Genomic DNA, 25148 nt, shown 5'->3' with positions numbered 1-25148 from the left:
TTGAATGGACCGGCGGAACGGGCCGTTCAGCTGATGCAATCAGCCGGTGACGATACGGATCCTTCCCCCGCCCGGAGCGCCGCGCCGCCTGGCCGCCGCCCAACTGTGCAACTCCGTGGGCGACGGCGCCTACTACGTGTGTTCGGCGCTCTTCTTCACCCGGGTGGTGGGCCTCTCGCCGGCCCAGATCGGCGTCGGCCTCACCCTCGCCTGGGCGGTCGGCTCGGTCGCGGGCGTCCCGCTGGGGGCGCTCGCCGACCGGCGGGGCCCCCGCGGCACCTCCGTGGTGCTGGCCGTCGCCACGGCCGCCTCCGTCTCCTCCTTCCTCTTCGTCCGCTCCTTCTGGGCCTTCCTGGCCGCCGTCATCCTCTACGCCACCGCCCAGTGCGGACTCGCCGCCGCCCGCCAGGCCCTCCTCGCCGGGCTGGTCACCCCCGAGGAGCGCACCGGGACACTGGCCCACCTGCAGGCGGTGCTCAACGCGGGCCTCGCGATCGGCGCGGCCCTCGGCGGACTCGCGCTCGGCGTCGGCACCGAACGCGCCTACCTGGCCGTCTTCGCGCTCGACGCGGTGGCCTTCCTGCTCTGCGCCGCCGTACTGCTGCGGCTGCCCGGGGTGGCGCCCGTGGCGGACCGCGCGGCGGGGGAACCGCGCCTGGCCGTGCTCCGCGACCGGCCGTACGCACTGGTCACGCTGCTCAACGCGATCCTGCTGCTGCGGATGCCGCTGCTGAGCCTCGCGATCCCGCTGTGGATCGTGGAGCGCACGCACGCCCCCGGCTGGCTGGTGTCGGCGCTCTTCGTGCTCAACACCGTCGCCGTGATGCTGTTCCAGGTGCGGACGGCCCGGCCGGTGACCGACCTGGAGAGCGCGGGGCGGGCGGTGCGCGCCTCCGGGCTGGTGGTGGCCGCCTCGTGCGGGGTGTTCGCCCTCTCCGCGCTGCCCCGGGCGGGATGGGCGGCCGCGGCGCTGCTCGTGGCGGGCGCCGTGCTTCAGGTGGACGCCGAGATGCGGCAGTCCGCCGGCTCCTGGCAGATCGGCTTCGAGCTGGCGCCTGCCGAGCGGATCGGCCAGTACCAGGGCTTCTTCGGCACCGGGGTGCCCGTCGCCCGGACCCTGGGGCCGCTCGTGCTGACCTCGCTGATCCTGCTCTGGGGGATCCCCGGCTGGCTGCTCCTCGGAGCGCTCCTGCTGGGGGCCTCGTACGGGATGGGGCCGGCCGTGCGGCTGGCGCGGGGCTCCCGGAGCGGCGAGGCGGTGCCGGCGGGTCGGGAGGCCGCCTGACCCGAGACGGTCCCGGCGGTCGCAGGGCCGCCCGGCCGGGCCCTCGTCCCGCTCCCGCTCGTTCTCCCCGTACCGCCCGCACAGGCTTCCCCGGACTCCCCAAGGACCCCTCCCATGCCCGGATCCCGCATCACCTTCCTCGAAGGCCAGGCCGGCCAGGGCGCAGCCCTCGCCCGGATCGCCGACCGCGTCCGCACCCAGCTCGCCTCCCCGGAGCTGGCCCGGCTGCGCGCCGCCGAACGTCCCCTCTTCACCGGCATCGGCGCCTCGTACGCCGCCCTCGCCGTCCCCGTGCAGCACCTGCGCGAGGCCGGGATCGTCACCCAGCGCGTGCTGTCCAGCGAGATCGGCACCGGCACCGCCGGCTTCGACACCGACTGCCTGGTCGCCGTCTCCCAGGGCGGCCGCAGTTCCGAGACCATCGCCGCCGTCGAGCGCGCCGCCCCGGGCATCACGAGGACCGCGTTGCTCAACGTGGCCCCCTCACCGCTCGGCGACCTCGCCGACCTCACCGTGGGCCTCGGCAACGAGCCCGACTCGTACGCCTCGACCATCGGCTACACCGGCACCGTCGTCGCGCTCGACCTGATCGCCGGAGCCGTGGCGGGCCGCGAGGGCGATCCGTGGGACGGCATCGCCGAGCGGACCCGGGCCGTCCACGCGCAGGCCACCGGGATCGTCGCCGGCCTGCGGGAGCGCGGCGCCCGCTGCATCGCCTCCGACGCGGTGGCGGCCGGCGCCTCCCGGGCCTCCGCCGAAGAGGGCGCGCTGCTGCTGCGCGAGGTGGTGCGGATGCCCGCGGCCGCCTCGGCGACCCGCAACTACCTCCACGGCGCGATGGAGTCGGCCGGCAACACCCTCCACCTCGTCCACGGCGACGGCCGCGAGATCGCGCTCGCCCGCTCACTGGCGGGCGCCGGCCACCTCACGCTGCTGATCACGGCCGCCGAGGTGGAGCCGGCGGACAGCCTGGCGGTCGTCCGGCTGCCCCGGGTCGCCGACGCGGTCCGGGTGGTCCTGGAAACGGTCGTCCTGCAGGAGCTCGTCGCCCAGCTCAGCGCCGAGCGCGACGTGCCGATCGAGTCCTTCGTCTTCGCCAACGACGACACCAAGCAGGGCGGCCTCGACCTGTCCGACTTCGAGGGCGCGGCCTTACGCCGAGCTTCCGGATCCTGCCGGGCCGCGACCCGCGCCTAGGAGCGGGTCGCGCTCGCGCAGCTGTCGCCCGTGGACGTCGTGCCGTTGCCCGTGTCGAGCGGCTTGCTGCGGTCGTACGGATCGATCCGGTGGGCTTCGTCGACGGGCTCGTCGGCCGCGCCGAAGGGCGGCACGAAGTAGCCGGTCGGGGCGGAGCAGCCGCCGTTGGTCATGTCGAGCGCGTACGAGACGAGGGACAGCGTGCCCGGTTCGGTCACGACCTCGGCCGGGTCGTCCCAGCTCATCACCACCGCGCGCCGCACGATCGTACGGACCACCTCCGCGTCCTGCCCGCCCTCGGCCGCGGGGGTGACCGGGTACACGAAGGTGACGTCCGCCGTCACCTCGACCGCCCCCTGTTTCCCCTCCCGGTACGTGAGCCGACCGCGGGTCTTGACCACGTCGCCCACCAGCCGGGACTGATCCGGCCGGAAGCGGCTGAACAGCAGCAGCGGGTCGGTCTTGTCCGTGGGCGCCGCCGACGACAGGGCGGTACGGAGATACTCCTGGATGTCCGCCTGGTGCGGGTTCAACAGCGCGATCGCCTCCGTGGGCCGCTCGCCGCGCAGCACGCGGGAGTCGAGCCCCGCGGCCACCAGGAAGTCCCGGCTCTGCCGCAGGGCCCGCTCGACCTGGGCGGCGTCCATCCAGCCGGTCGCCTCGGCCGGCGGCACCGTGATCCCGGCCGCGCCGTCGGCCCAGTCGGCGGCGGGCGAACCCCGGAAGGGTTCGGCGAGGGTCGGGCGCAGAGCCGGCCCGGCGCCGGGAGCCTTCCGCGGGCTCTGCGACTCGGCCGCCGACGGGGCCCCGCCCCGCCCGCCGTCGTCGCCACCGAACCAGCCGACGACCTGCTCCGGGAAGAGCCCCACGACCAGGAGGGCCACGACCGCGATCATCCCGGTCACGTACCAGCCCGTCCTGCGCCGGGGCCGGGCCGGCGCGTACGTGCGCCAGCCTTCCGGCGGCTGCCCGGAGCGCTCCCGCAGTCGCCGCTCCACCTCACGGGCGCGCGCCGACGGCTCCACGGGAGCCCCCGCCGCACCCGTCACCGTTTCACGCAGGAACCGATCCCATTCCTCCTCGGACACGGACCCCCCGTCCTGCCCCCCAGCCCCGCTCACAGCGCATCCCCGTTCTCGCTCGATGTGCTCGATGTCCCCTGGCCCGGCCGCCTGATCGGCCGACCGTGCACCGGTCCCCCGAGAGTCGCTCGTATGATCGCATGACCAAGCCGCGCCCTCACAAGGGCGGTTGGCGGGTGTCAGGTCGCCGCGCGGCCGGCGCCCGAGAGGACGTGCGGCAGGCTGACCCCGTCGTGCACCTCCCGCCCGGAGGCACGAGTCGTCCCGGAGCGGCCACCTGAGATCATCCGGGAATGGACAACGTACTGCGCCGACTGGGCTCCGTCGGGCCGTTCTTCACCGTGGCCACCGGCACGGAGCCGCCCGGTCCCGGCTTCCGGCCCCTCGCCGAGCTGTACGGGGAGCGACTCGCACCCTACGTCGACGAGGTCGGCCGGCGGATCGGCAGCGGGCCGGGGCGGGTGGCGGCCTCGACCGCGCAGTTCGGGATCGTCTCGCGGCTCTGGTCGCTCGCGCTCGGCTGCGCGGCCCTGTCAGGGCGGGTGCCGGACCTCGGACCCGACCGCGTGTGGTGGCGACTGCCCGAGGCGGGTTCGCTGGAGCTGTGGCTGCCGCACCCCGTCCACCAGCCGGGGGCAACACCCGGGGAGGCCCTGGCGGACGCCGTGCTCGGCAACGTGGCCGAGCTGGACGCGGCGCTGCGCGAGCGGTTCGGCGTCTCGCCGCGGGTCCTGCGCGGCAACGCCGCCTCCGGCCTGGTCGGCGCGCTACGGGTGCTGGCCGACCGGGTCCCGGGGGAGGCGGCGGTGTCCCTCACGGCCGAGCTGCTCGCGGACGGCGGGCGCCTCGGCGGAACCGGCACCTTCCTCCACGAGCCCGGTCTCGGGGTGGCCTTCGTACGCCGCAGCTGCTGTCTGTACTACAAGATTCCCGGAGGCGGGCTCTGCGGGGACTGCGTACTGCGCACCAGGTAGCGGTGCGGGGCCGTTCGGAGCATCGGAGGTGTGGCGGACGGCGCCGCGCCGGGACTCGCTCCTACCTTCCCTGACATGACCCCCACCCACGCCGCCTCCCGCGATCTCCCTGACGACGGGCGCGCCCGCGCCGCACACCGCGATCCGTCCGGACTCTCCCGCCGCGCGGCGCTCGCCGGCCTGGCCGCCGGTGTCGGCGCCGTCGCGGCCGGAGCGGGGGCCCGGGCCGCCGCGGCCGCACCGGCGCTCGCCCCGCGGGCTCCCGGGCCCGCCCGGGCCGCCGCTCCCGACCCGGCGCCCGGAGCCATGGAGCTCTTCGCCGACCCGGGCTTCAACTTCGCCGGCCTGCTCGCCCTGGGCGCCGCCGGCATGCGTGCCTCCGAGGTCGGCGAGGTCCTCACCGCCGTCAACGCCATCAACGCGGCCGGTCTGTCCGAGCAGACGTACACCGATACCTTCCGCGCCTGGGGCGACCGCCTCGCCGCGCCCCCGCCCGCCGGCCGGCACGGCCGTGAAACGCCCTCACAGACCCGCAGGTTCCGCTCGCTGCGGGCCGCCCAGTACTACGCGCAGGCGCTCTTCTACGTCCTGGGCACCGACCGCCCGGCGGACGAGAAGGAGGTCTACCTCGCCGGGCGGCGTGCATGGGACACCTTCACCCAGCTCTGCTCCCCGGCCGCCGTCCGGGCGAAGGTCCCGTACGGGAAGACCTACCTGCCGGTCTGGTTCTTCCGTCCCGACGGACACGACCCGTCCGAACCCCGGCCCACCGTCATCCTCACCAACGGCAGCGACGGCCAGAACGTCGACATGTGGACCTACGGGGTGTCCGCCGCCCTGGACCGGGGCTGGAACGCCCTCGTCTACGACGGTCCCGGGCAGGGCGAGCTGCTCTTCGTCCAGGAGCTGCCCTTCACCCCGCGCTGGGAGGACGTGGTCGGCCCGCTGATCGACTGGCTGGACCACCGAAAGGACGTGGACAGCGCTCGCATCGCGCTCACGGGCCTCAGCATGGGCGGCAACCTGGTCGCCCGCGCCGCCGCCTTCGAACCGCGCATCGCGGCCCTGGTCTGCCAGCCCGGCTGCGTCAGCCCGTGGCTCGGCTTCGACCAGTCGCTCCGCGACGTCGTCACCGCCGACAAGGCGCGGACCAACCGGGTGTGGAACGAGGAGGTGGTCCCGGAGCTCACACCGCAGCTCGCCTTCACCGTGAAGAAGCGGTTCGAGATCTTCTCGAAGGAGGCCCTGCGGGCGGCCCGCGCGGGCCGGGTCTTCACCGATCTGTGGACCCCGGCACAACTGGCCATGAGCCTCGACGTCAGCGCCGTCGTCCCGAAGATCAAGGCTCCGACGCTGGTCCTGGACTACGACTTCGAGGAGTTCTACCCCGGCCAGCCGAAGCGGATGTACGACCTGCTCCGCTCGCGGCGCGAGTACGTGAAACTGACCGGGGCCACCGGGGCGCAGTTGCACTGCTCCCCGATGGCTCCGCAACAGCACTGCGACGTCGTCTTCGACTGGCTGGCCGACGTCCTGCACCGCGGATGACGCGGCCGGCGCCGGTGAGCTCGCCTAGAAGGTCAGGTTCCAGGCGTCGATCTTGCCGGTGTCCTGGTTCGCGTTGTCGTTCACACGCAGCTTCCAGACGCCGTTCGCGACCTCGGAGGAGGCGTTGACGGTGAAGGTCTGGATGATGTTGTCCGTGCCGCCGCCGGCCCGGTTGCTCAGGACGTAGACGCTGCCGTCCGGAGCCACGAGGTCGACCTTGAGGTCACCGATGTAGGTGTGCTTGATGTCCACGCCCACCTTGAGCGTGGCCGGCGCGTTGCCCGTCACGCCGCTGACGGTGATCGGGCTCTCCACGGTGGTGTTGTCGCCGATCGCGACGTCACCGAGGTTCTCGAAGTACTTGCCGGGCGGCGGGGTGGCGCCGACGGCCTTCAGGGCGTCGACCTGGCCCTCGCCGAAGAAGCCGTTGTTGGCCGTCGTCCCGGTGCACCGGGTGTCCGACGGGCACGCGATGTCGTTGGCCTGGGTGGCCAGCTTGTCGCGGATCTGCGCCGGGGTGATGCCCGGGTTGGCACTGGCGACGAGTGCCGCGACGCCCACGACGTGCGGGGTGGCCATCGAGGTACCGCTCTTGGTGCTGTACCCGCCGCCCGGAGCGGTCGAGTAGACGTTGCTGCCCGGCGCCGCGACGTCGATGACGCCCTGGCCGAAGTTGGAGAACGAGGCCTTGGTGACACCGGTGCCGTTGGCCGCGACCGTGACCACGCCCGGGAGCTCGGTCGGGATGTCGAGGCAGGCGTTGGTGATGGTGCGGGTGGTCGGGGTCGAGTCGTTGGGGCTCGCGGAGTCGGTGGTCTTGTGGGCGAGGTCGTAGTCCTCGTTGCCCGCCGCGGCGACCTGGAGCGAGCCCTTGCTCTCCGCGTACTCCTGGGCGCGCTTGACGCCCTCGATGATGGCGGCCTGGTCGATGTTGTCCGGGCAGTTGAACTGCCACGGGTCCGTGTAATAGCTGTTGTTGGTGACCTTGAAGCCGTGGTCGCCGGACCACACGAAGGCGCAGATGGTGTTCTCGGCGAAGAAGAAGGAGTTGCCCGGCTCGGCCACACGGACCGAGGCGATCTTCACGCCCGGGGCCACGCCCACGACGCCCTTGCCGTTCTTGGCGGCGGCCACCGTGCCCGCGACGTGCGTGCCGTGGGTGTCCACGTCACGCCAGGCGCCGACCCGGGTGTCCGGCTTGCCGTACGCGCAGGACGCGGAGTCGGCGGCGTCGAAGTTCGGCGCCAGGTCCTGGTGCTGGTCGTCCACACCGGTGTCCAGGATGCCGACCTTGACGGAGGCCGAGCCGGTGGTCACGGCCCAGGCCTGGTCGGCCTTGATCTGGCTCATGTCGACGCGTACGGGCTCGCCCGTAGGGGTCGTCGACTGCGCCGGGTTGGCGGGCAGCGCCGGGTTGTAGGCATCGGCCGGGACGTCCGAGGTGCGCGTCGCGCCGACCTTCTGGACCCCGCTGACCCCGCGCATGGTGGTGGCGAAGGCTGAGGAGGACGAGTGGGCGACGATCACGCCGATGGAGTCGAAGTACGAGAAGACGGTGCCGCCGTTCGCCGCGACCGCGGAGCGGACGGCGGAGCTGTCACCGGCGGCGGTGATCACCAGGTAGGCGCGGGTGCCGGCAGCCCAGGTCGCACTCTGGGAAGTCGGCGCCGCGGCCTGGGCCTTGGCGGGTGCGGAGGTGACCGGGACGCCGGCCGGGGAGACGGGCGCCGTGCCGGCGAGCGCCGCCGGTGCGCCGAAGGCCAGGGCGCCGAGGGCGGCGGCCAGCACGAGGGTGCGTCGAGGTCGGCTGGATATGTGGGGTATCAATGCGTCCTCCGAAGACGGCCCCGCGGTGCGGGTGGCACCTACAGGGCCGTACGAAACGAGTGGTGGACGCAAGATGTCAGAAGCCTGCCCCGGTACGGAAGTACCTTTTACCGCACGACCGGTCATCGACGGTTGGCCGGAAATCACCTATGTGATCGAGGTGTCGACAGCGGCCGGGCTGGGCACCGTGGGGGCGAGCCCGGCCCGGCCGTCCTTCCGGACGCGACCGCTAGGCGGGTACGCCGTCCTTGACGCCTTCCGGCTGGGCGGGGACGGTGGTCGTCTCCCCGTGCCCTTCGTCGGTGAGCGTGGTCTCGTCGAACGGCAAGCGGCCCGCGAGGACTTCGGTGGCGCGGGCCCGGTCGAACTCCTTCGTCCAGGTCCCGATCAGCACGGTTGCGATCGCGTTGCCCGCGAAGTTCGTCATGGCCCGCGCCTCGCTCATGAAGCGGTCGATGCCCACGATCAGGCCGACGCCGTCGACGAGTTCAGGCCGGTGCGACTGCAGTCCGCCGGCGAGCGTGGCCAGACCGGCGCCCGTCACCCCGGCCGCGCCCTTGGAGGCCACGATCATGAACAGGAGCAGCGAGACCTGCTCGCCCAGTGCGAGGGGTTTGCCCATCGCCTCCGCGACGAAGAGCGAGGACATCGTCAGGTAGATCGCGGTCCCGTCCAGGTTGAAGGAGTAGCCCGTCGGGACCGTGATCCCGACCACCGGCCGCGACACCCCGACGTGTTCCATCTTCGCGATCAGCCTCGGCAGCGCCGACTCCGAGGAGGAGGTGGACAGGATCAGCAGGAACTCCCGGCCCAGGTAGCGCAGCAGGGAGAAGACACTGATCCCCGTACACACCCTGAGCAGCGTGCCCAGCACCACGAACACGAAGAGCAGGCACGTCGTGTAGAAGCCGATCATGATGACGGCCAGGGACTTCAGGGCGTCCATGCCGGTGGCGCCGACCACCGCCGCGATCGCGCCGAAGGCACCCACCGGCGCCGCCCACATGATCATCGCGAGCACCCGGAACACCAGCTTCTGCAGGTGTCCGATCCCTCGCAGCACCGGCTCGCCGGCCTTGCCCATCGCCTGGAGCGCGAACCCGCACAGCAGCGCCACCAGCAGGGTCTGGAGCACCTCGCCGCCGGTGAAGGCCGACACCATGGTGGTCGGGATGATCCCCAGCAGGAACTCGGGAGTGCTCTTCGCGCCGCCCGCCTTCGCCTGGAGCTCACCCGCATGACGGGCGGCCTCCGTCAGGTGCAGCCCGCTGCCCGGATCCAGGAGGTTACCGACCAGCAGTCCGATCGCCAGTGCCACCGTCGACATGACCATGAAGTAACCGAGCGCCAGTCCGCCCACCGCGCCGACCTTGGCGGCCTTGCGGACCGAGCCGATGCCGAGCACGATCGTGCAGAAGATCACGGGCGAGATCATCATCTTGATGAGGTTGACGAAGCCGGTGCCCAGCGGCTTCAGCTCCACGGCCACGCCGGGAGCGGCGAAGCCGACGGCGATGCCGAGCAGCACCGCGCCGATCACCGCGATGTACAGATAGTGCGTCTTGTCGCGCCTGGCGGCCACGATGCCTCCTGATGGTGCTCTTCGCCTCCCGGTGGTGAAGGCGTCCCGGGAGGACCATCGCGCACCGCTGTGACCCCGGTCACCCTTGCGTTCATAGAGTTCACGCCCGGGTGCACACTGAGCGCCATGTTCCGCTTCCCCCGGCCGCCGCGCAGCCTCGCCGGCCAGCTCTTCGCCATGCAGGTGGTGCTGGTCGCCGTGGTCGTCGCCGGGTGCGCCGTCTTCGCGTACGCGACCGCCCGAGGCCAGGCCGAGGACGCGGCCCGGCGCCAGGCCGGCGCCGTGGCCCGCGCGGTCGCCGACTCCCCGTCGGTGCGCGACGCCGTGCGGGCGGCGACGGGGCAGGGGGCCGGAGCAGGCCCCTCCGCGTCGACGTGGCCCTCCGCGGCCCCGCAGCCCTCCGCGGCCCTGCAGCCCTATGCGGAGCAGGTCCGAGCCGATGCCGGCGTGGACTTCGTGACGATCATGGCCCCGGACGGCCGGCGCTGGACCCATCCCGATCCCCGCCGCATCGGCGAGCGCTTCCTCGGCAACACCGCCCCCGCCCTGCGCGGCGAGACCTTCAGCGAGACCTACACCGGGACCCTCGGGCCCTCCATCCGCGTGGTCACCCCGCTCGTGGACGGGGGCCGGGTCGTCGGCCTGGTCGCCGCCGGGATCACCGTCCGCGCGGTCAGCGCCCGGCTCGCCGCACAGCTCTCCGCCCTCGCCTGGGTGGCCGGCGGAGCCCTCGCGCTGGGCGGGGCGGGCACGTACGTGGTCAACGCCCGGCTGCGCCGCCACACCCACGGGATGAACGCCGGCGAGCTGAGCCGGATGTACGACTACCACCAGGCGGCCCTGCACGGAGTCCGCGAAGGGCTGCTGATGCTCGACGGTCAGCGCAGGATCACCCTCGTCAACGACGCGGGGCGCGAACTCCTCGGCCTGCCCGGTGAGATCAAGGGAACCGGCATCGCCGACCTCGGCCTGCCCGCCCCGCTCACCGGGGCCCTGCTCGCCGACCGCCCCCGGGTGGACGAGGTGCACCTGACCGCCGACCGGGTGCTCGTGGTCAACAGCGCGCCCGTCGCGGGCGGCGGCCGCCGGGGCACCGTGGTCACCCTGCGCGACCACACCGAACTCCAGGCGCTGACAGGGGAGTTGGACCACGAGCGGGAATTCACCCAGGCACTGCGCGCGCAGGCCCACGAGGCGGCCAACCGGCTGCACACCGTGGTCTCGCTCATCGAACTCGGCCGCAGCGGGGAAGCGGTGGAGTTCGCCACCGCCGAACTCACCCTGGCGCAGGCCCTCACGGACGAGGTGATGGCCGCCGTCGGCGAGCCCGTGCTCGTGGCCCTGCTGCTCGGCAAGGCCGCCCAGGCCCACGAACGGGGCGTGGAGCTCGTCGTCACCCCGGACAGCGGGGTGATCGAGGCCGGACCCGGCGGCCCGCCCGCGCGGGACCTCGTCACCGTCCTCGGCAACCTCGTCGACAACGCGGCCGACGCGCTCACCGGCGTTCCCGGCGGCCGCATCGCCGTCACCGTCCGCCCCGACGGACCCGGCGGCCGGGGGCTGCTGCTCCGGGTGGCCGACAACGGCCCCGGGCTCCCCGAAGGGGTGGACGTGTTCCGGCGCGGCTGGTCCGGCAAGGGCGAGGGGCGCGGCCTCGGCCTCGCCCTGGTGCGCCAGGTGGCCCACCGGCACGGCGGCAGCGCCGTGGCCGAGCAACTGCCGGACGGAGGCGTGCGGTTCACCGTGAGGCTACCGGCGCGAGAGGAGGCGGACGCGTGAGCACGTCCGAGGTGCGGGTCCTGGTGGTGGAGGACGACCCCGTCGCCGCCGACGCGCACGCGCTGTACGTCGCCCGGGTGCCCGGATTCACGGCCGTCGCGGCGGTCCACTCGCTCGCCGGGGCCACCCGCGTGCTGGAACGGACCCGGATCGACCTGCTGCTGCTCGACCTCACCCTGCCCGACGGCCACGGGCTGCGCTTCGCGCGCGGCCTGCGGGCCGCGGGCCATCCGGCCGACGTGATCGTGGTGACCTCGGCGCGGGACCTGGCCGTGGTCCGCGAGAGCGTCTCGCTCGGGGTGGTGCAGTACGTGCTGAAGCCCTTCGCCTTCCCGACCCTGCGCGAACGGCTGCTGCGCTACGCCGAGTTCCGGGCGTCGGCGGCGGGCGAGGCGGCCGGTCAGGACGATGTGGACCGGACCATGGCGGCCCTGCGCGCACCCGGCCCGGCCGAGCTGCCCAAGGGGATCGGCGCACCGACCCTGGACCGGGTCGCCGCGCTGCTGCGGGCGGCCCCCGAGGGGCTGACCGCGGCCGGGGCGGCCGAGGCGGCCGGGATCTCCCGGATCACCGCCCGCCGGTACCTGGAGCACCTGGTGGACACGGGCCGTGCGGCCCGGGCCCCCCGGTACGGCCAGGTCGGCCGCCCCGAACTGCACTACCGCTGGCTGGCGGCGGCTCCGGCCGGGGCCGGCTCGGTGTCGAAGGTGTAGAACTTGCGGTGGTCCAGCATGTCGGCCGGGGTCACGTCGTTCCACGGCCGCATGGTGTCGTGGAGGTCCACCACGTTCGGGGTGCCGGCGGCGGGCAGGTACGTGGACTGCGGGTGCAGCGCCTGCCATTCGGCCCACAGCTTGTCGATGTAGGCGTGGTGCATCCAGAACACCGGGTCGTTGGGGGAGACCCCGGTGGCCATCTGGCCGCCCACCCACACGTGGACCCGGTTGTGCAGGTTGGCCCCGCGCCAGCCCTCGAGGTGGTTGCGGAAACCGCTCGAGGAGCTGTTCCAGGGCGCCGCGTCGTAGACCGGCATCGCGAGGACGGCGTCCACCTCGGCGCGGGTCGGCAGCTGGGCCACGCCGGTGCCGAGCGCGCGCCGCAGGTAGGAGCGCCCGTCGACCCGTACAACTACCTCCCACTTGCCCGTCGCGTACGCGAACGGCCCGTCGAGCACCTGTCCGTCGCGGGCCCGCCCGGTGCCGCCGAGGAAGTCGGCGGCCCAGAGGGAGGAGCGGGCGGTCCGGTCCACGGTCCAGTCCCAGTACGGAAGGGCCACCGTCGGATCCACCGCCTGCAGAGCCGCCTCGAACTCCAGCAGAAACCGGCGGTGCCAGGGCAGGAAGGAGGGGGAGCGGTGGCCGACCCGGTCGCCGGAGTCGGTGTCCCCCATGATGAAGCCGTTGTGGGTCGTGACGAAGCGGTCGTAGCGGCCGGTGCGCTTCAGTTCCAGCAGTGCGTCGGTGAAGGCCCGCTTCTCCTCGGAGGTGAGCGAGGCCTGGTTCTTGCGGATCGTCATCACATGCCGCCCATCGGGACGAGTGCGGCGCCCTGGAGTTCGCGCACCGCGGCGCGGGCGAGCGGGAGCGGGTCGGAGAACGTCTCGTAGTGGTTGACCACGCTGATCCACGTGCCGTCGGCGTTCCGCATCACGTGCAGTTCGCGGCCGTCTATGGAGACGGTCGGCAGGCCGGCGGAGTGGTGTCCGCCGTGGTGGCCACCGCCGCCCGAGGCGGGGGTTATGCGGATGCGGCGGCCCAGGTAGACCTCGTCGACCGTTCCCGTGGGGGTGGCGGGGGCGGCGGGACGGGAGTCGGTGACGGCCGCGTGCGCGGTGGCGCCGGCGAGGCCGAGGAGGCTGAGTGCGCCGGCAGTGGCACTCAAGGCCTGCCGGCGGGTGATCTTGTTCATGGCCCGAGAGGTATCAGGGCGCGGAGAGCCGACAGCCGCTATCCGGACATGCGCGGATAAGTTGCCTGTCGAACCAGTTGGATGATCTTCCCGTCCGGACCGGCTCCAGTGGCCCGAACGGGAAGACCTACGCCGAAAAGCTTAACTGACAAAAGATCTTTCGGGCATGCCGGGGACGCGTGGAGGGGGTCACACCGCGGAGTCGGCCGGAAGGCGCGGCCGGAACCGATCCTTCCGGGACCCCCGTCCACCAACCGCCCGTGCCGGCGTCCGCGGCTCCCCCTGCCCCTTCCCGCGGCCGCCCCCCGCGTCCCGCCCGCACCATCGCATCTCACTTCGGAGGGTTATGTCCCTTATAGTCCCCGTATGGCCCTGCATGAGACGAAGGACGCACGTGCCCACGACGCCGATACGGACGTCTTCGCGTCCGCACTCAGCGACGAAATCCTCCCCAAGTACCGGATGCCTGACGACCACTCACCCTCCGAGGTGGTCTACCAGCTCCTGCACAACGAACTGCTCCTCGACGGCAACGCGGCCCAGAACCTGGCCACGTTCTGCACCACCTGGTCGGACGACGGCGTCCACCGGCTGATGAACGAGTGCCTCGACAAGAACATGATCGACAAGGACGAGTACCCGCAGACCGCCGAGATCGAGGCCCGCTGCGTCAACATCCTCGCGGACCTGTGGAACGCCCCGGCCGGTACCACCGGCACCGGCTGCTCCACCACCGGTTCCAGCGAGGCGGCGATGCTCGGCGGCCTCGCCCTCAAATGGCGCTGGCGGGAACGCCGCCGCGCCGCCGGCCTGTCGACCGACCGGCCCAACCTGGTGTGCGGGCCGGTCCAGATCTGCTGGGAGAAGTTCGCCCGCTACTTCGACGTCGAGCTCCGTCAGATCCCCCTGGAGCCCGGCGCCACCGGCCTGCGCCCCGAGCAGCTCGCCGCCCACGTGGACGAGAACACCATCGGCGTCGTCGCCATCCTCGGCGTCACCTACACCTGTGTCTACGAGCCCGTGGCCGAGATCGCCGCCGAGCTCGACCGGATCCAGGCCGAGCAGGGCTGGGACGTGCCGATCCACGTGGACGCGGCCAGCGGCGGCCTCGTCGCGCCCTTCCTCCACCCGGACGTGGTCTGGGACTTCCGGCTGCCGCGCGTGGCCTCCGTCAACACCTCCGGGCACAAGTACGGCCTCGCCCCGCTCGGCGTCGGCTGGATCGTCTGGCGCACCGCCGACCTGCTCCCGGCCGACCTGGTCTTCTCCGTGGACTACCTCGGCGGGGACATGCCGACCTTCGCCCTCAACTTCTCCCGCCCCGGCGGCGAGATCATCGCCCAGTACTACCTGTTCCTGCGCCTGGGCAAGGGCGGCTACCGCAGGGTCCAGCAGGCCTGCGCCGACACCGCCCAGTACCTGGCCCGCGAGATCGAGGCGATGGGTCCCTTCACCCTCCTGTACGACGGCCAGGGCGCGCTGCCCGCCGTGTCGTACCGGCTCGCCGACCCGGCGGGCGCCGGCTTCAGCCTGTACGACCTCTCCGACCGGCTGCGGATGCGGGGCTGGCAGGTGCCCTCGTACCCGCTGCCGGCGGACCAGGAGGACACGGTCATCCAACGCGTCCTGGTCCGGCACGGGGTGACCCGGGACCAGATCGCCCTGCTCGTCTCCGACCTGCGCCGGGCCGTGGAGCACCTGACGGCGACCCCGCAGCCGGTACCGGCCACCGAGCCCCGGTCCGGTTTCCACCACTGACCGGACCGCCACAGGCCGTCCCCTTCGGATCTTGCCGGCCTTGCCGGCCTTGTCGGCGGTGCCAGGCGCCGCGGGCAAGGTCCGGAAGAGACGGTGCGGGTGGCGGGGCGGCGTGGCGTCCGGGCCTCGGGAAGCGCGTGCGTCAGGACGCCCGGGCCGACGGCGCCGACCAGCGCATCCCCAGCTCGGTGAGCGCCCGCGCCCGCGCCTCGGTGAGGGAGGCGGCGCGGGAGCGCTGGTTGGCGATCCAGGCGCCGAGGCGCAGCTCCCGGTCGCCGACCCGCTCGACATGGTTCCGGGGCACCCGCAGGTGCCGCTCGCGGCCGTGGAACTGCCGGGCCGCCTCCAGATGGGCCGCCCACGCCGCGGCATGGCCCACCCGGGGCCGTGGCCGGTCCGCGTCCCCGGCCGGAGTCACCCCGAGGGCGTGTTCCAGCAACCACCGCTGGGACCAGCTCAGCCGCTCCCAGGACTGCCGCTGCCCGCGCAGCCACACGCCGAGGTCCTCCCCCTGGACGACGGCCTCGCCGGGTCCCTCCGGCAGCCGGCCGCCCGCGTCCAGGTGCACGCGGGTCAGGTGGAAGGCCCGCTGCCAGGAGATCTCCCAGGCCGGGCACCAGGACGCGTCGATGGCCTCCAGCGCCTCCCGGCGCTCCTCCGACAGGGCGCCGGGCCCTTCGCGGCGGGCCGCCGCCCGCTGGTTCTTGACCCAGACCCCGACCGGGGCGCCCCGCCAGACGGCGTCCACCGGGGGCAGCAGGTGCCCGTGTTCCTCCGCCCAGCCCCGGGCCGCCGCGAGGCCCTCCTCGAAGGCCACGTCGAAGTGGTTCCACACCATGCCCAGAGCGTCGAGCTGGGCCGCCCGTTCCCGGCCCAGCGCGCCGCGCCGGTACGTACGTCGCACGTCCGCGATCCACTGGCCGAGGGGGAACCGGGCGAGCCCGGGCGGCCACCGCGGTCCGGCGCCCCCGACTGCGGCGGCCTCAACAACCCCTTCCGTCCCGGCAGCCCCGACCGTCCCCGGAGCTCCGGCCGCCCCGGCCGCGCCGACAGCCCGGCCGGTATCCACGGCTCCGCCGGCCGCGGGCACCTTGAACGCGAACGGCACCTTCAGGTCCCCGTTCGCCGCCGCGTACAGCCGGGCCGCTTCCACGCCCCGCCGCCAGTGCTCGTGTTCCGGGTGCAGGACGCGCAGCCGGACGAAGGCCGCCAGCAGCGCCGGATCGCGCGGCACGGAGAAGCTGAGCAGCGCCTCGGCGCCGCCGCGCAGACCGGAGGCGCCCGCGGTCCCCACCCCGCCCGCGCCCTGCGCCGCGCGACGGCTCTGCGCCTGAGGCTGCGCCAGGGCCTCGACGAGCCGCGTGTCGTGGGCGCGCAGGGCCTCCAGCAGCCGTGCGAGGTCCCCGTACGCCCGTGAGGACAGCATCGTCTCGGGGGACTCGCCCGGCCCCAGCAGCACCGGCACCACCAGGGACGCGACCTTGCCCTCGCCGGGCCGTACGCGCAGCGCCCTGCCGACCGCCTGGACCAGGTCGGGCATGGAACCCCGTACGTCGGCCCAGAAGACCGAGTCGCATTCCTTGGTGTCCACTCCCTCGCCCAGCACCCGGACACTGCCGAGGAACGCCTTGTCGGCGATCTTGTCGTCCGCGAAGGCGCCCAGGACCCGGCGCCGGTGCGCCGCGGTGTGCTGCCCGCACAGCCAGTCCGCCCAGACGGTACGGGGGTACACCGGCCGGGGCGCCCAGCTCGTGGCCCGCAGCCGCGCGGCCACCGCGGGCAGCCCGGCCGCGAAGGCCTCGGCCTCCTTGGTCAGGTGGTGGAAGACGAGGGTGCGCCGGAAGCCCTGGTCGACGGCCGCCTTCACCAGCGCCGTCTGCAGGGCCGCGAGCCGGACCCCCCGCACCGCGTCGGAGCGCCCGTCCGGGCCGAGCAGTACGGCCGCCTGGAACTCGGGATCGCTGACGTCCACGCAGACCACCCGGTACGGCGCGCAGATGCCCCGGTCGATGGCCTCCGAGAGGGTGAGGGTGTAGCAGCGGGCGCCGAACGGCCCGGCCGGGTCGTCCTCCATGGAGGCGACCAGATCGCCCCGGCCGCGCGTCCTGGCCGCTCCGCCCTCGGCCTGCGCTCCGCCCTCGGCCGCCGCGCCGCCCGCGGTACCCGCGGCGCCCGCGGTGTCCTCCGGGTAGTCCGCGTCCTCACCGTCCTGCCAGACCCGCGGGGTGGCCGTCATGTACAGCCGCCGGACGGCCGGGATCCGGGTGTTGTCGTGCACCACCGCCCACGGCTTGCCGATCCGCCCGGAGGTCCGGTGCGCCTCGTCGACCACGATCAGGTCCCAGCCCGGCAGGCCCTCCCGGTGGGCGCGCTCGATGGTGCCCAGACCCAGCGAGGCGTACGTGGCGAACACCGTCACCCGGTCCACCGGGAGGCCCGCCCAGCGGGCGAGTTCGGCCGGATCGGTGGTGGTGGGCACCCCGGCGTCCTCGCCGCGCAGGGAGCACACGGCGAAGGCGCGTCCGGTCCGGCCACCCTCGCGCCAGGCCGCCGCGGTCTGCACGAGCAGGTCGAGGGAGGGGACCAGGACCAGCACCCGTCCGGTCCGCAGCTCCTCCGCCGCGTGCACGGCGACCAGCGACTTGCCGGAGCCCGTCGCCATGATGACCTGGGTCCGGAGCCCGGACTGGGGGACCAGGCGCCCGGCGGCCAGCTCCAGCGCCCGCACCACGGCGTCGACGGCCTCGCGCTGGTGCGGGCGGAGCTTCTTCCTGGCCATGCGCGTCACCTCCCCCTGATCTGCCCGTTTGGTTCCAGCCCCTATCTTGCCCCGGTTTTGAATCAGGCGGGGGATTCGTCCGCGCGGCGGACGGGCGGGAGTACGGGCGCCCGAGCGGGAGTGTGGGCGGGACGCGAGGGGGACTCGAGGCGGGCTCGAGTGCGCACGGTGCGCGGCGCTACATCCGGGCTCCGAAGTTCTGCGTCCACCACGGACCTCCGGGGCCCTGGTGGATGCCCACGCCGATGTCCTTGAACGAGCAGTTGAGTATGTTCTCGCGGTGTCCCTGGCTCTTCATCCATGAGTCCATGACCTGCTGCGGGGTCTGCTGGCCCCGAGCGATGTTCTCGCCGTACGTGGACCAGCGGTACCCGGCGGCGGTCGTCCGCTTCCCCGGGTCGGCGCCGTCGGGGTTGGTGTGCGAGAAGAAGTCCCGGCTCGCCATGTCGTCGGAGTGGCCCTGGGCGGCCGTACGCAGCTGCGCGTCCTCCTTGAGCGGCCCGCAGCCGGCGGCGGCGCGCTCGGAGTTGACCAGCGCGATCACCTGGGCCGCCTGGCCGCCGCCGCCCGGAGCGGGCGCGGGCGCCGGGGGCTTGGGCGGAGTCGACTTCGGGGTCGGCTTCGCACTGGGGGTGGGTGTCGGCGTGGGGCTCGGCGCCGGACTCGGGCTGGCGCTCGGGCTGGGGGAGGCGGATTCCGACGGGCTCGCCGCGGGCGAGGGTGACTCGGGGGGCAGCGCGATGCCCGACTCGGGCGCTACGAGCGCGGCCGGCGGCGCCTCGGGGGCCGCGGTGCCGGGCCGCGTGCCGAGGTACGTCAGTCCGCCGCCCACCACACAGGCGGCGAGCACCGCACCGCCGACCACCCGGCGGCGGCCGCGGGTGCGGCGCTGCTTGCGCAACGAGGCGCGGCTCGCCTCCCCGCCCGTGTCGGCGCCCGCGCCGGCGTCCGGGCCGGTGCCCGCCTCGGCCTGGAAGCCCACGACGGGATCGCCCGAACCTGCCGGGCCCGCGGAGCCCGAGACGTCACCCGGTAGGGCGGAGGCCAGGCCCACGGGCGCGAAACCGGCCGCGGCGGCCGACCGTACGCCCGCGAGGAGAGCCATCGAGACCGGTACCAGCGCCAGCCCGGCCAGCAGGCCCTCGGCCGGCAGCAGACCGTTCCACAGCCCCGAGCACCGCAGGCACTCGCGGGCGTGCCGGGCTATTCGCTTGCGCCACAGAGCAGAGGGCAGGCCGTCCCAGCCCGCGGCCACGGACCGCAGACCCTCACACGGCGGCTGCGTGGCGAGCGCCCGCTCCACCACCCGGGCCGACTCCAGCTGCGCCTTCATCCGCTGCACCCGTACCGCGGTGTGCTGCGGGGACAGCTCCAGGGCCGCCGCCACGTCCGCACGCGTCAGCTCCCCGGCGCACTCCAGCCACCACAGGGACAGCAGCGCCCGGTCCTCGGGTTCCAGCCAGCGCGTGGCGCGGGCCGTCTCGCGCCGCTGGCCCTCCAGCTGGAGCCGTACGACCGTCAGGTCCACGAAGTCGGCGCCCGGATCGGCCAGGTCCCAGGCGGCCTCCAGGCCGCTCTCGCCCGGCGCGCTCCTGCGGGCCTGCCAGTGGGCGCGCACGCGGTTCATGGCGATGGCGACCAGCCAGGACCGGAAGCTGTGGTCGTCGCGCAGGCCGCCCAGTCCGTCGAGTGCGCGGAGCATGGTGTCCTGGACCACGTCGTCCACGTCGACGGACCCGTTCAGGGCCCGCCCGACGATGTTGTAGACGAGCGGCAGATGCGCGCTGACGAGGTCGTCCTGCGCGCGGGGATCGCCCGCGCGGGCCGCGGCGACCAGCTCTGCCGTGTGCTGAGTGCTCATAGTGGAAGTCCCTGTCCGTACCGGCGGTCGATGATGCCCAATACCTGGGAGACCGTCGAGAGGGACCCCGATAACACTTATCCGGAGTATGAACTCCCGGGTGCCTCCGGGGCCAGTCGAACGACGAGCGATTCGACGTCGGGGAGGAACCAGACGTGCCGGCCCCGGTTCGCTTCGCGGACGAGGTCGGAGAGGGCGGAGCCGGCCCGCAGGCGGTGCGTGATGTCGCCGAGGACCACCAGGCGGATCCGGTAGTTCACGCACTTCTGCATGATCGCCCCGGCCAGGCCGCTGCTGAGGTCGAAGAACGCGTCGTCGAACCGCTCCGCGGGGACGGCGACCACCTCGGCCCGGTGGAAGGCACTGCCGATCAGCTGGTCGAGGGCGTCCTGCACGGTGGCGACGGGCGGGCCGTCGGCGGCGCAGACGATCACCGGAACGCCGTGGTGCTCCACGAGGAGGTCAGCCACGGCGGGCCGCCCCGCCCATGCCGTTGCCCGGTCCGAGCAGGCCGTCGATCAGATGGAGCAACTCGGCGGAAGTGACGGCATCGCCGAGGATCACGATCTTCATGCGGGCGCGCTCCTTGTCGTAGAGGGTCTGGACGCGCAGTGGTGTCGGAGTGTCCCGTGGTGACTGGGCGCTCGCCGTGACGAGGGTGGCGAGCCGGCTCGCGGCGTCCGGGTCGATCGTGTCGATCTGCACGATGCTCGACACCTCCACCTGGCCCAGCGGCGCGCCGGCCCCCGGGCCGCCCCCGGCCCCGCCCCCGGCGCCGGGACCCTCGGACGGCAGGCTGGTCAGGGCTTCGAAGTCCGCGCGGCTGATCCGGTACTGCTTGCCGATGCGGACGGCCTTCAGCCGGCCGTCGCGGACGTAACCCCGCACGGTCCGCACGTGCAGCCCCAGCCGCTCGGCGACCTCACCGACCGAATAGAGCTCGGATCCGGTCCCTCCATCGTTCTCCATACCGACGAACACTACCCCAAGAAGGTGCGGTTAAGGATTGATAGGGAAGTATAGGGAGCCATCGAGGGTGCACGCCCGGTCGCCGTGCGTCGGGACACAGGGGAGCCGTTCGCTTCCGCAACCGACAGGTGTCGGGCTTCCAGCAGGGGCATGACATACCTTGGGGCGGCTCGGCCGGGGTCGCCCCCGACGGGCCCGTAGCCGTGGCACACGGCCGCAAACGTTCCCGTGGGGGGTACTTCGTCATGTCTTTCAACGCGCCCGGTCCATCCGCGAGCCCGTCTTCACGCCCGCAGCCGCACCCGCAGCCGCACCCGTACACGCAGCCACAGCCGCCGCAGTTCATCGACGTCCTGCGTTCACCGCAGGGTCTGGCGACGGCCCTGACCGCGCTGCTCTGCGTGTGCGCCGCACTTGCCCTCGCCGCGTCAGGGATCGGGCTGTACGCCTGGAAGCTGAGGGGCGACCTCGTGGCCGATCCCCGGGACTCCGTGAGGGAAAGCCTCGAAGTGGCCGACTCCTCCCTCGTTCCGATCGGTGCCTGGCAGCTCCTCACCGGCCTGGCGACGGCCGTGGTCTTCCTCGTCTGGTTCTACCGGGTCCGCTGCAACGGCCAGGTGTTCCGCCCCGACGGCTTCAGCCAGTCCACCGGCTGGGCCGTCGGCGGCTGGTTCGTTCCGCTCGCGAACCTCTTCTTCCCGTACCGGACGGCGCGGGAGATCTGGGACGCCAGCACCCAGCACGCGCCCGACGGCTCGTACCGCCCGACCTCGGGCGCCCTGGTGATCGCCTGGTGGCTGACCTTCGTCGGCGGCCGGACGCTCGACTTCCTCTCCTCCCGGAAGTCCCTGGCCGCCGAGACGGCCGAGGCGGTCCGTGACGCCGACCTCTTCGCGGCGATGGCGGACCTGACGACCTTCGGAGCCGCCGTGCTCGCCGTCCTCTTCGTGCGCAAGCTGACCGCGATGCAGCGGGTCAAGGCGGCGCGGGGACCGATCGCCGCGGTCTGACACCGCCCGCGCCGGCCGCCGCCGTAAACCGTTTCGGCGGCGGCCGCCGGTCTCCTACGCTCGCGGAATGACTCCCGCACCCGCACTCCCTCCCCGCAGTCCGGCCAAGCCCCGACCCGGTGACAGGGTGGCCGTGCTCTCGCCTTCCGCAGGGCTGCCCGGGCTGTTCCCGCAGCCCTACGAGCTGGGACTGCGCAGGCTCCGGGAGGAGTTCGGGCTGCGGGTGGTGGAGTACCCGACGACCCGGAAGACGGGCGCGACGCCCGAGGAGCGGGCCGCCGACATCCACGAGGCCTTCGCGGATCCCGACATCAAAGCGGTGCTGGCCACCATCGGCGGCGACGACCAGATCACCGTCCTCCCGCACCTCGACGGCGCACTCCTGCGCGCCAACCCGAAGCCCTTCTTCGGCCACAGCGACAACACCAACCTGCTGCTGTTCCTCCGGGACCTGGGGATCGTCGGCTACCACGGCGGCTCGGTGATGGTCGAGTTCGGCCGGCCCGGCGCGATGCACCCGATGACCGAGGAGTCCCTGCGCAAGGCGCTGTTCACCTCGGGGGAGTACGAGCTCACCGCGGCCGGAACCAGCGGCGACGTCAACGGCCCCTGGGACGACCCGCGCACCTTCGACGCCGAACCGGAACTGGTGCCGGCGGCCGGCTGGACCTGGCACCAGCCCGACCGGGTGGTCGAGGGCATCAGCTGGGGCGGCAACCTGGAGATCCTTTCCTGGCTCCTGATGGCCGGCCGGGTCGCGCGGGACGCCGACGCCCACGCCGGCGACGTGCTCTTCCTGGAGACCTCCGAGGAGATGCCGAGCGCCCAGGAGGTCTACCGGATCCTGCGCTGCATGGGCGAGCGCGGGCTCCTGCGCCAGTTCCCCGCCCTCCTCATGGGCCGCGCGAAGAGCTGGTCGTTCGAGAACCGGCTCGGCGCCGAGGAGCGCGAGCGCTTCCGCGGCGAGCAGCGCGAGGCCGTCCTGCGGGTCCTGCGCGCGTACGCACCCGACATCATGGCCGTGTTCGACGTCGACCTGGGCCACACCGATCCGCAACTCGTGATCCCGGTCGGTGGCCGCATCCGGGTGGACGGCCCGGCCCGCCGTGTCTTCGTCACCTACTGACCCCCGGACCGTACGGAACCCGCCGCAGGGCTCGGGTGCGCCGCGGACCGGCGCCCCTGTCGGACACCGCACCGCAGTACGTCCCCCGGGTTACCGGGATGCCGGTTCGCGAGGACAATGGGACTCCCGCGGGACGGCTGGGGGGCGGTCATGTCGGCGTTGCTCTTATGGGGATCCGGCCGGGCGCGGGGCTGGGTCGGATACCTCGGCGCGGTCGGGCTCGGCGCGGGTGCGGTGGCCCTGGCGACGGTGTGGACCTCGGGGCCCTGGGCCGCCGGGATCGGCGCGGCCGTCACCACCTTGTCCGGGCTGGTGGCCGAGCGGATGCGACCGCCCGAGGAGGGCGCCGACGCGCAGGGCGTCGCGGAGGTGCTGCGCACGGCCGGCGGCCGCATTCCGCTGCTGCGCCACGTGGACCGGCCCGAACTGGCCGGATCCCACCCGGCCGAGGCATCGCCCACGCCGCCCGCGTACATAGAACGCGACGCCGAACCGCGGCTGCACGCCGCACTCGAGGAAGCCCGCTTCGTCCTGGTGGTCGGGGAGTCCACGGCGGGCAAGACCCGGCTCGCCTACGAGGTGGCACGCACCCGCTACCCCCGGTCCGCGTTCGTCCGTCCCCTCTCCCGCGCCGCACTGCCCGAGGCGGTACGGATCTGCCTGCGACGACGGCGCGCCGTGCTCTGGCTCGACGACCTGGAGGACTACCTCGGCGCGGGCGGCCTCACCGCCGTACAACTCGCCTCCCTGCGCACGGCGGTGGTCATCGCCACGATGCGGGTCCAGGAATTCCGGCGCTACGACGCACGCGAGGAGAGCCGGCTGACCGGCTCCGACCGGGACGCCTGGCGGGCCCAGCGCGACCTGCTCCACCAGGCCGCCGTGATCCGGCTGCCCCGGCACTGGTCCCCGGGCGAGCGCCGCCGGGCCGCGGCCCACCAGGACGATCCGCGGATCGGGGCCGCACTGCGCGCGGGGGAGAGGTTCGGGGTCGCCGAGGTGCTGGCGGCCGGGCCCGAACTGCTGGCCTCCTGGGAGAACGGCTGGGCGCCGGGAGCCAATCCGCGCGGCGCCGCCGTGGTCGCGGCGGCGGTCGACTGCCGCCGGGCCGGATTGCGGCGCCCGGTGAGCCGTGCATGGCTGCGCGCGCTGCACGTCCCCTACCTGGAGGCCCGCGGCGGCGGAGACCTCCAGCCCGAACCCTTCGCGGAGGCGATGGACTGGGCCTGCGCCGCCGCCTACGCCACGAGCGGGCTCCTCATCGGCAACTACGGCACCGGGTTCACCGCGTTCGACTACCTGTTGAACGCGCCGGGTCACGGCCCGGTGCCCGACCACCTGTGGCGTGGGCTGCTCGCCCGGGTGGAGCCCGCCGACGCCTACGACATGGGGCTCGTCGCCCACCAGGACGGCCGGCTCGCGCGCGCCGTCGAAGCCCTCGGCCTCGCCCTGCGCGGCGGGGTCCCCGGAGCCGAACTGCCGCTGACCATCGCCATCGGGGACTCCGGGCAACCGCGCCGGGCCGCTGCCGACCTGGCCGGGATCGCCCGGCGGCGTACGGACCGGCTCGGACCCAGGCACCCCGAGACCCTGGCCGCCCGGCATCAACTCGCCTTTTTCGTCGGTGAGTCCGGGGACCACCGGGCGGCCGCCGCCCGGTTCGCCGAGCTGCTCGCGGACGCCCGCGACGTGCTGGGACCCGACCATCCGGACACCCTGGCGGCCCGGCACCAGCTGGCCTACTTCACCGGTGAGGGCGGCGATCCCCGCGCGGCGGCCGTCCAGTTGGAGGCACTGCTGGCCGACCGGCTGCGCGTCCACGGCCCGAACCACCCGCAGGTGCTGGCGACCCGGCGCAGCCTGATCTGGTTCCGGCCGGGCGATCCGGCGGATGCCGAGCGGGAGCTGGCGCAGCTGCTGGCCGGGGCGGAGTCCGCCGAGGGGATCGGGCCCGACGATCCGCACACGCTCGCCGTCCGCGGGAGCCTGGCCGCGCTGGCCGGACGGGCCGGACGCGGCGCCGAGGCGGCCGAGGCCTGGGCGGCGCTCACGGCCGACCGGACGCGGGTGCTCGGCGAGGACCACCCGCACGTGTTCTACTCCCGGCTGGAATGGGCCCGCGCCCTGCTCGCCCAGGGCCGGACCGGTGAGGCCCGCACGCTCCTGACCGGTGTGCTGGAGCGGTCCCGGTCCGTCCTGGAACCGGGACACCGGCACCTGCGGACCGCCCGCGCGTTGCTGGCCGGGACGGGGGACGGGACTCGGGCCACGGAGGCGGCCGCGCCGGTGGACGGGGAGCGGCTCGCCGACCGGGAGCGGCTGACCGACCCGGGTCGGCCGGCCGGCCCGGCCGGACGCGAGGACGCGTCACCGCGGGACCCGTGACGTCGGGTGCAGGGGTGCAGGGGTGTATGGGTGCCGGGTGCCGGGTGCCGGGTCTGGGGTCGGAGGTCCGCTGTTCGC

19 protein-coding genes are annotated in these 25148 nt (G+C 73.7%); 10 read left to right on the top strand and 9 right to left on the bottom strand.

Translation table 11 applies throughout. From position 1 onward, the window contains the following. Positions 1–46: 46 nt before the first annotated feature. Together ABZY44_RS07080 and ABZY44_RS07075 are read left to right on the top strand one after the other, a co-directional pair. Complete coding sequence (locus tag ABZY44_RS07080; protein ID WP_356650759.1) at positions 47–1285, top strand: MFS transporter; 1239 nt, start codon at positions 47–49, stop codon at positions 1283–1285. Positions 1286–1399: 114 nt separating this feature from the next. Then, positions 1400–2482, top strand: a complete 1083-nt coding sequence (locus ABZY44_RS07075; RefSeq protein WP_356650757.1) for a hypothetical protein — start codon at positions 1400–1402, stop codon at positions 2480–2482. Here the strand turns inward: ABZY44_RS07075 and ABZY44_RS07070 are convergent. Further along, complete coding sequence (locus tag ABZY44_RS07070; protein WP_356650755.1) at positions 2479–3570, bottom strand: hypothetical protein; 1092 nt, start codon at positions 3568–3570, stop codon at positions 2479–2481. The two genes, ABZY44_RS07075 and ABZY44_RS07070, sit on opposite strands and share 4 nt — an antisense overlap. Positions 3571–3857: 287 nt before the next feature. On the opposite strand from ABZY44_RS07070, the gene ABZY44_RS07065 reads away from it, so the two are divergent. Both ABZY44_RS07065 and ABZY44_RS07060 read left to right on the top strand, forming a co-directional pair. Beyond that, a complete protein-coding gene (locus tag ABZY44_RS07065; RefSeq protein ID WP_356650753.1) occupies positions 3858–4538 on the top strand; it encodes a (2Fe-2S)-binding protein in 681 nt (226 codons plus the stop codon). Between the two features lie 75 nt (positions 4539–4613). After that, entirely contained in the window at positions 4614–6086 is a 1473-nt protein-coding gene (locus ABZY44_RS07060; RefSeq protein WP_356650751.1) for an alpha/beta hydrolase, read from the top strand. 24 nt (positions 6087–6110) lie between these two features. Here ABZY44_RS07060 and ABZY44_RS07055 read toward each other — a convergent pair whose 3' ends face one another. Then, positions 6111–7874, bottom strand: coding sequence for a S8 family serine peptidase (locus tag ABZY44_RS07055; RefSeq protein WP_356650824.1), 1764 nt, complete (start codon positions 7872–7874; stop codon positions 6111–6113). Positions 7875–8142: 268 nt separating this feature from the next. Next, positions 8143–9495 carry a cation:dicarboxylase symporter family transporter gene (locus tag ABZY44_RS07050; RefSeq protein WP_356650749.1) on the bottom strand — a complete coding sequence of 451 codons (1353 nt, stop codon included), beginning with the start codon at positions 9493–9495 and terminating at the stop codon, positions 8143–8145. A gap of 126 nt (positions 9496–9621) precedes the next feature. On the opposite strand from ABZY44_RS07050, the gene ABZY44_RS07045 reads away from it, so the two are divergent. Together ABZY44_RS07045 and ABZY44_RS07040 are read left to right on the top strand one after the other, a co-directional pair. Beyond that, complete coding sequence (locus tag ABZY44_RS07045; RefSeq protein ID WP_356650746.1) at positions 9622–11274, top strand: sensor histidine kinase; 1653 nt, start codon at positions 9622–9624, stop codon at positions 11272–11274. After that, on the top strand, positions 11271–11987 hold the full coding sequence (locus ABZY44_RS07040) for a response regulator (protein WP_356650744.1): 717 nt from the start codon (positions 11271–11273) through the stop codon (positions 11985–11987). Before ABZY44_RS07045 ends, ABZY44_RS07040 begins: the two co-directional genes overlap by 4 nt. Here the strand turns inward: ABZY44_RS07040 and ABZY44_RS07035 are convergent. Next, the gene (locus ABZY44_RS07035) at positions 11933–12790 is read right to left on the bottom strand and encodes a tyrosinase family protein (protein WP_356650742.1); all 858 of its coding nucleotides are present in this window, start codon (positions 12788–12790) and stop codon (positions 11933–11935) included. The two genes, ABZY44_RS07040 and ABZY44_RS07035, sit on opposite strands and share 55 nt — an antisense overlap. Then, a complete protein-coding gene (locus ABZY44_RS07030; RefSeq protein ID WP_356650740.1) occupies positions 12790–13182 on the bottom strand; it encodes a tyrosinase cofactor in 393 nt (130 codons plus the stop codon). The genes ABZY44_RS07035 and ABZY44_RS07030 overlap by 1 nt, the downstream gene beginning before the upstream one ends. A gap of 366 nt (positions 13183–13548) precedes the next feature. On the opposite strand from ABZY44_RS07030, the gene ABZY44_RS07025 reads away from it, so the two are divergent. Next, complete coding sequence (locus ABZY44_RS07025; RefSeq protein ID WP_356650738.1) at positions 13549–14940, top strand: glutamate decarboxylase; 1392 nt, start codon at positions 13549–13551, stop codon at positions 14938–14940. Positions 14941–15082: 142 nt separating this feature from the next. Here the strand turns inward: ABZY44_RS07025 and ABZY44_RS07020 are convergent, their stop codons facing one another. The 4 genes from ABZY44_RS07020 to ABZY44_RS07005 all read right to left on the bottom strand — a co-directional run bounded on the left by ABZY44_RS07020 (position 15083) and on the right by ABZY44_RS07005 (position 20549). Further along, positions 15083–17719 (bottom strand): Helicase associated domain protein, encoded by a 2637-nt coding sequence (locus tag ABZY44_RS07020; RefSeq protein WP_356650736.1) that lies wholly within the window; start codon positions 17717–17719, stop codon positions 15083–15085. A gap of 178 nt (positions 17720–17897) precedes the next feature. Next, entirely contained in the window at positions 17898–19580 is a 1683-nt protein-coding gene (locus tag ABZY44_RS07015) for a sigma-70 family RNA polymerase sigma factor (RefSeq protein ID WP_356650734.1), read from the bottom strand. A 77-nt stretch (positions 19581–19657) separates the two neighbouring features. Beyond that, positions 19658–20050 carry a DUF4180 domain-containing protein gene (locus ABZY44_RS07010; RefSeq protein ID WP_356650732.1) on the bottom strand — a complete coding sequence of 131 codons (393 nt, stop codon included), beginning with the start codon at positions 20048–20050 and terminating at the stop codon, positions 19658–19660. After that, complete coding sequence (locus ABZY44_RS07005) at positions 20043–20549, bottom strand: helix-turn-helix domain-containing protein (RefSeq protein WP_356650730.1); 507 nt, start codon at positions 20547–20549, stop codon at positions 20043–20045. Before ABZY44_RS07005 ends, ABZY44_RS07010 begins: the two co-directional genes overlap by 8 nt. Positions 20550–20794: 245 nt before the next feature. On the opposite strand from ABZY44_RS07005, the gene ABZY44_RS07000 reads away from it, so the two are divergent. From ABZY44_RS07000 to ABZY44_RS06990, 3 genes are all read left to right on the top strand, one after another. After that, positions 20795–21559, top strand: a complete 765-nt coding sequence (locus ABZY44_RS07000; RefSeq protein ID WP_356650728.1) for a DUF4328 domain-containing protein — start codon at positions 20795–20797, stop codon at positions 21557–21559. Positions 21560–21626: 67 nt separating this feature from the next. Further along, positions 21627–22685, top strand: coding sequence for a S66 peptidase family protein (locus ABZY44_RS06995; protein ID WP_356650726.1), 1059 nt, complete (start codon positions 21627–21629; stop codon positions 22683–22685). 150 nt (positions 22686–22835) lie between these two features. Then, positions 22836–25070 carry a tetratricopeptide repeat protein gene (locus ABZY44_RS06990; protein WP_356650724.1) on the top strand — a complete coding sequence of 745 codons (2235 nt, stop codon included), beginning with the start codon at positions 22836–22838 and terminating at the stop codon, positions 25068–25070. The last annotated feature ends 78 nt before the right edge of the window (positions 25071–25148 follow it).

The sequence above is a fragment of the Streptomyces sp. NPDC006544 genome (assembly GCF_040611715.1).
Taxonomy (GTDB): domain Bacteria; phylum Actinomycetota; class Actinomycetes; order Streptomycetales; family Streptomycetaceae; genus Streptomyces.
Note: the sequence above shows the minus strand (reverse complement) of the source record. Positions and strands in the feature narration are given on the sequence as shown.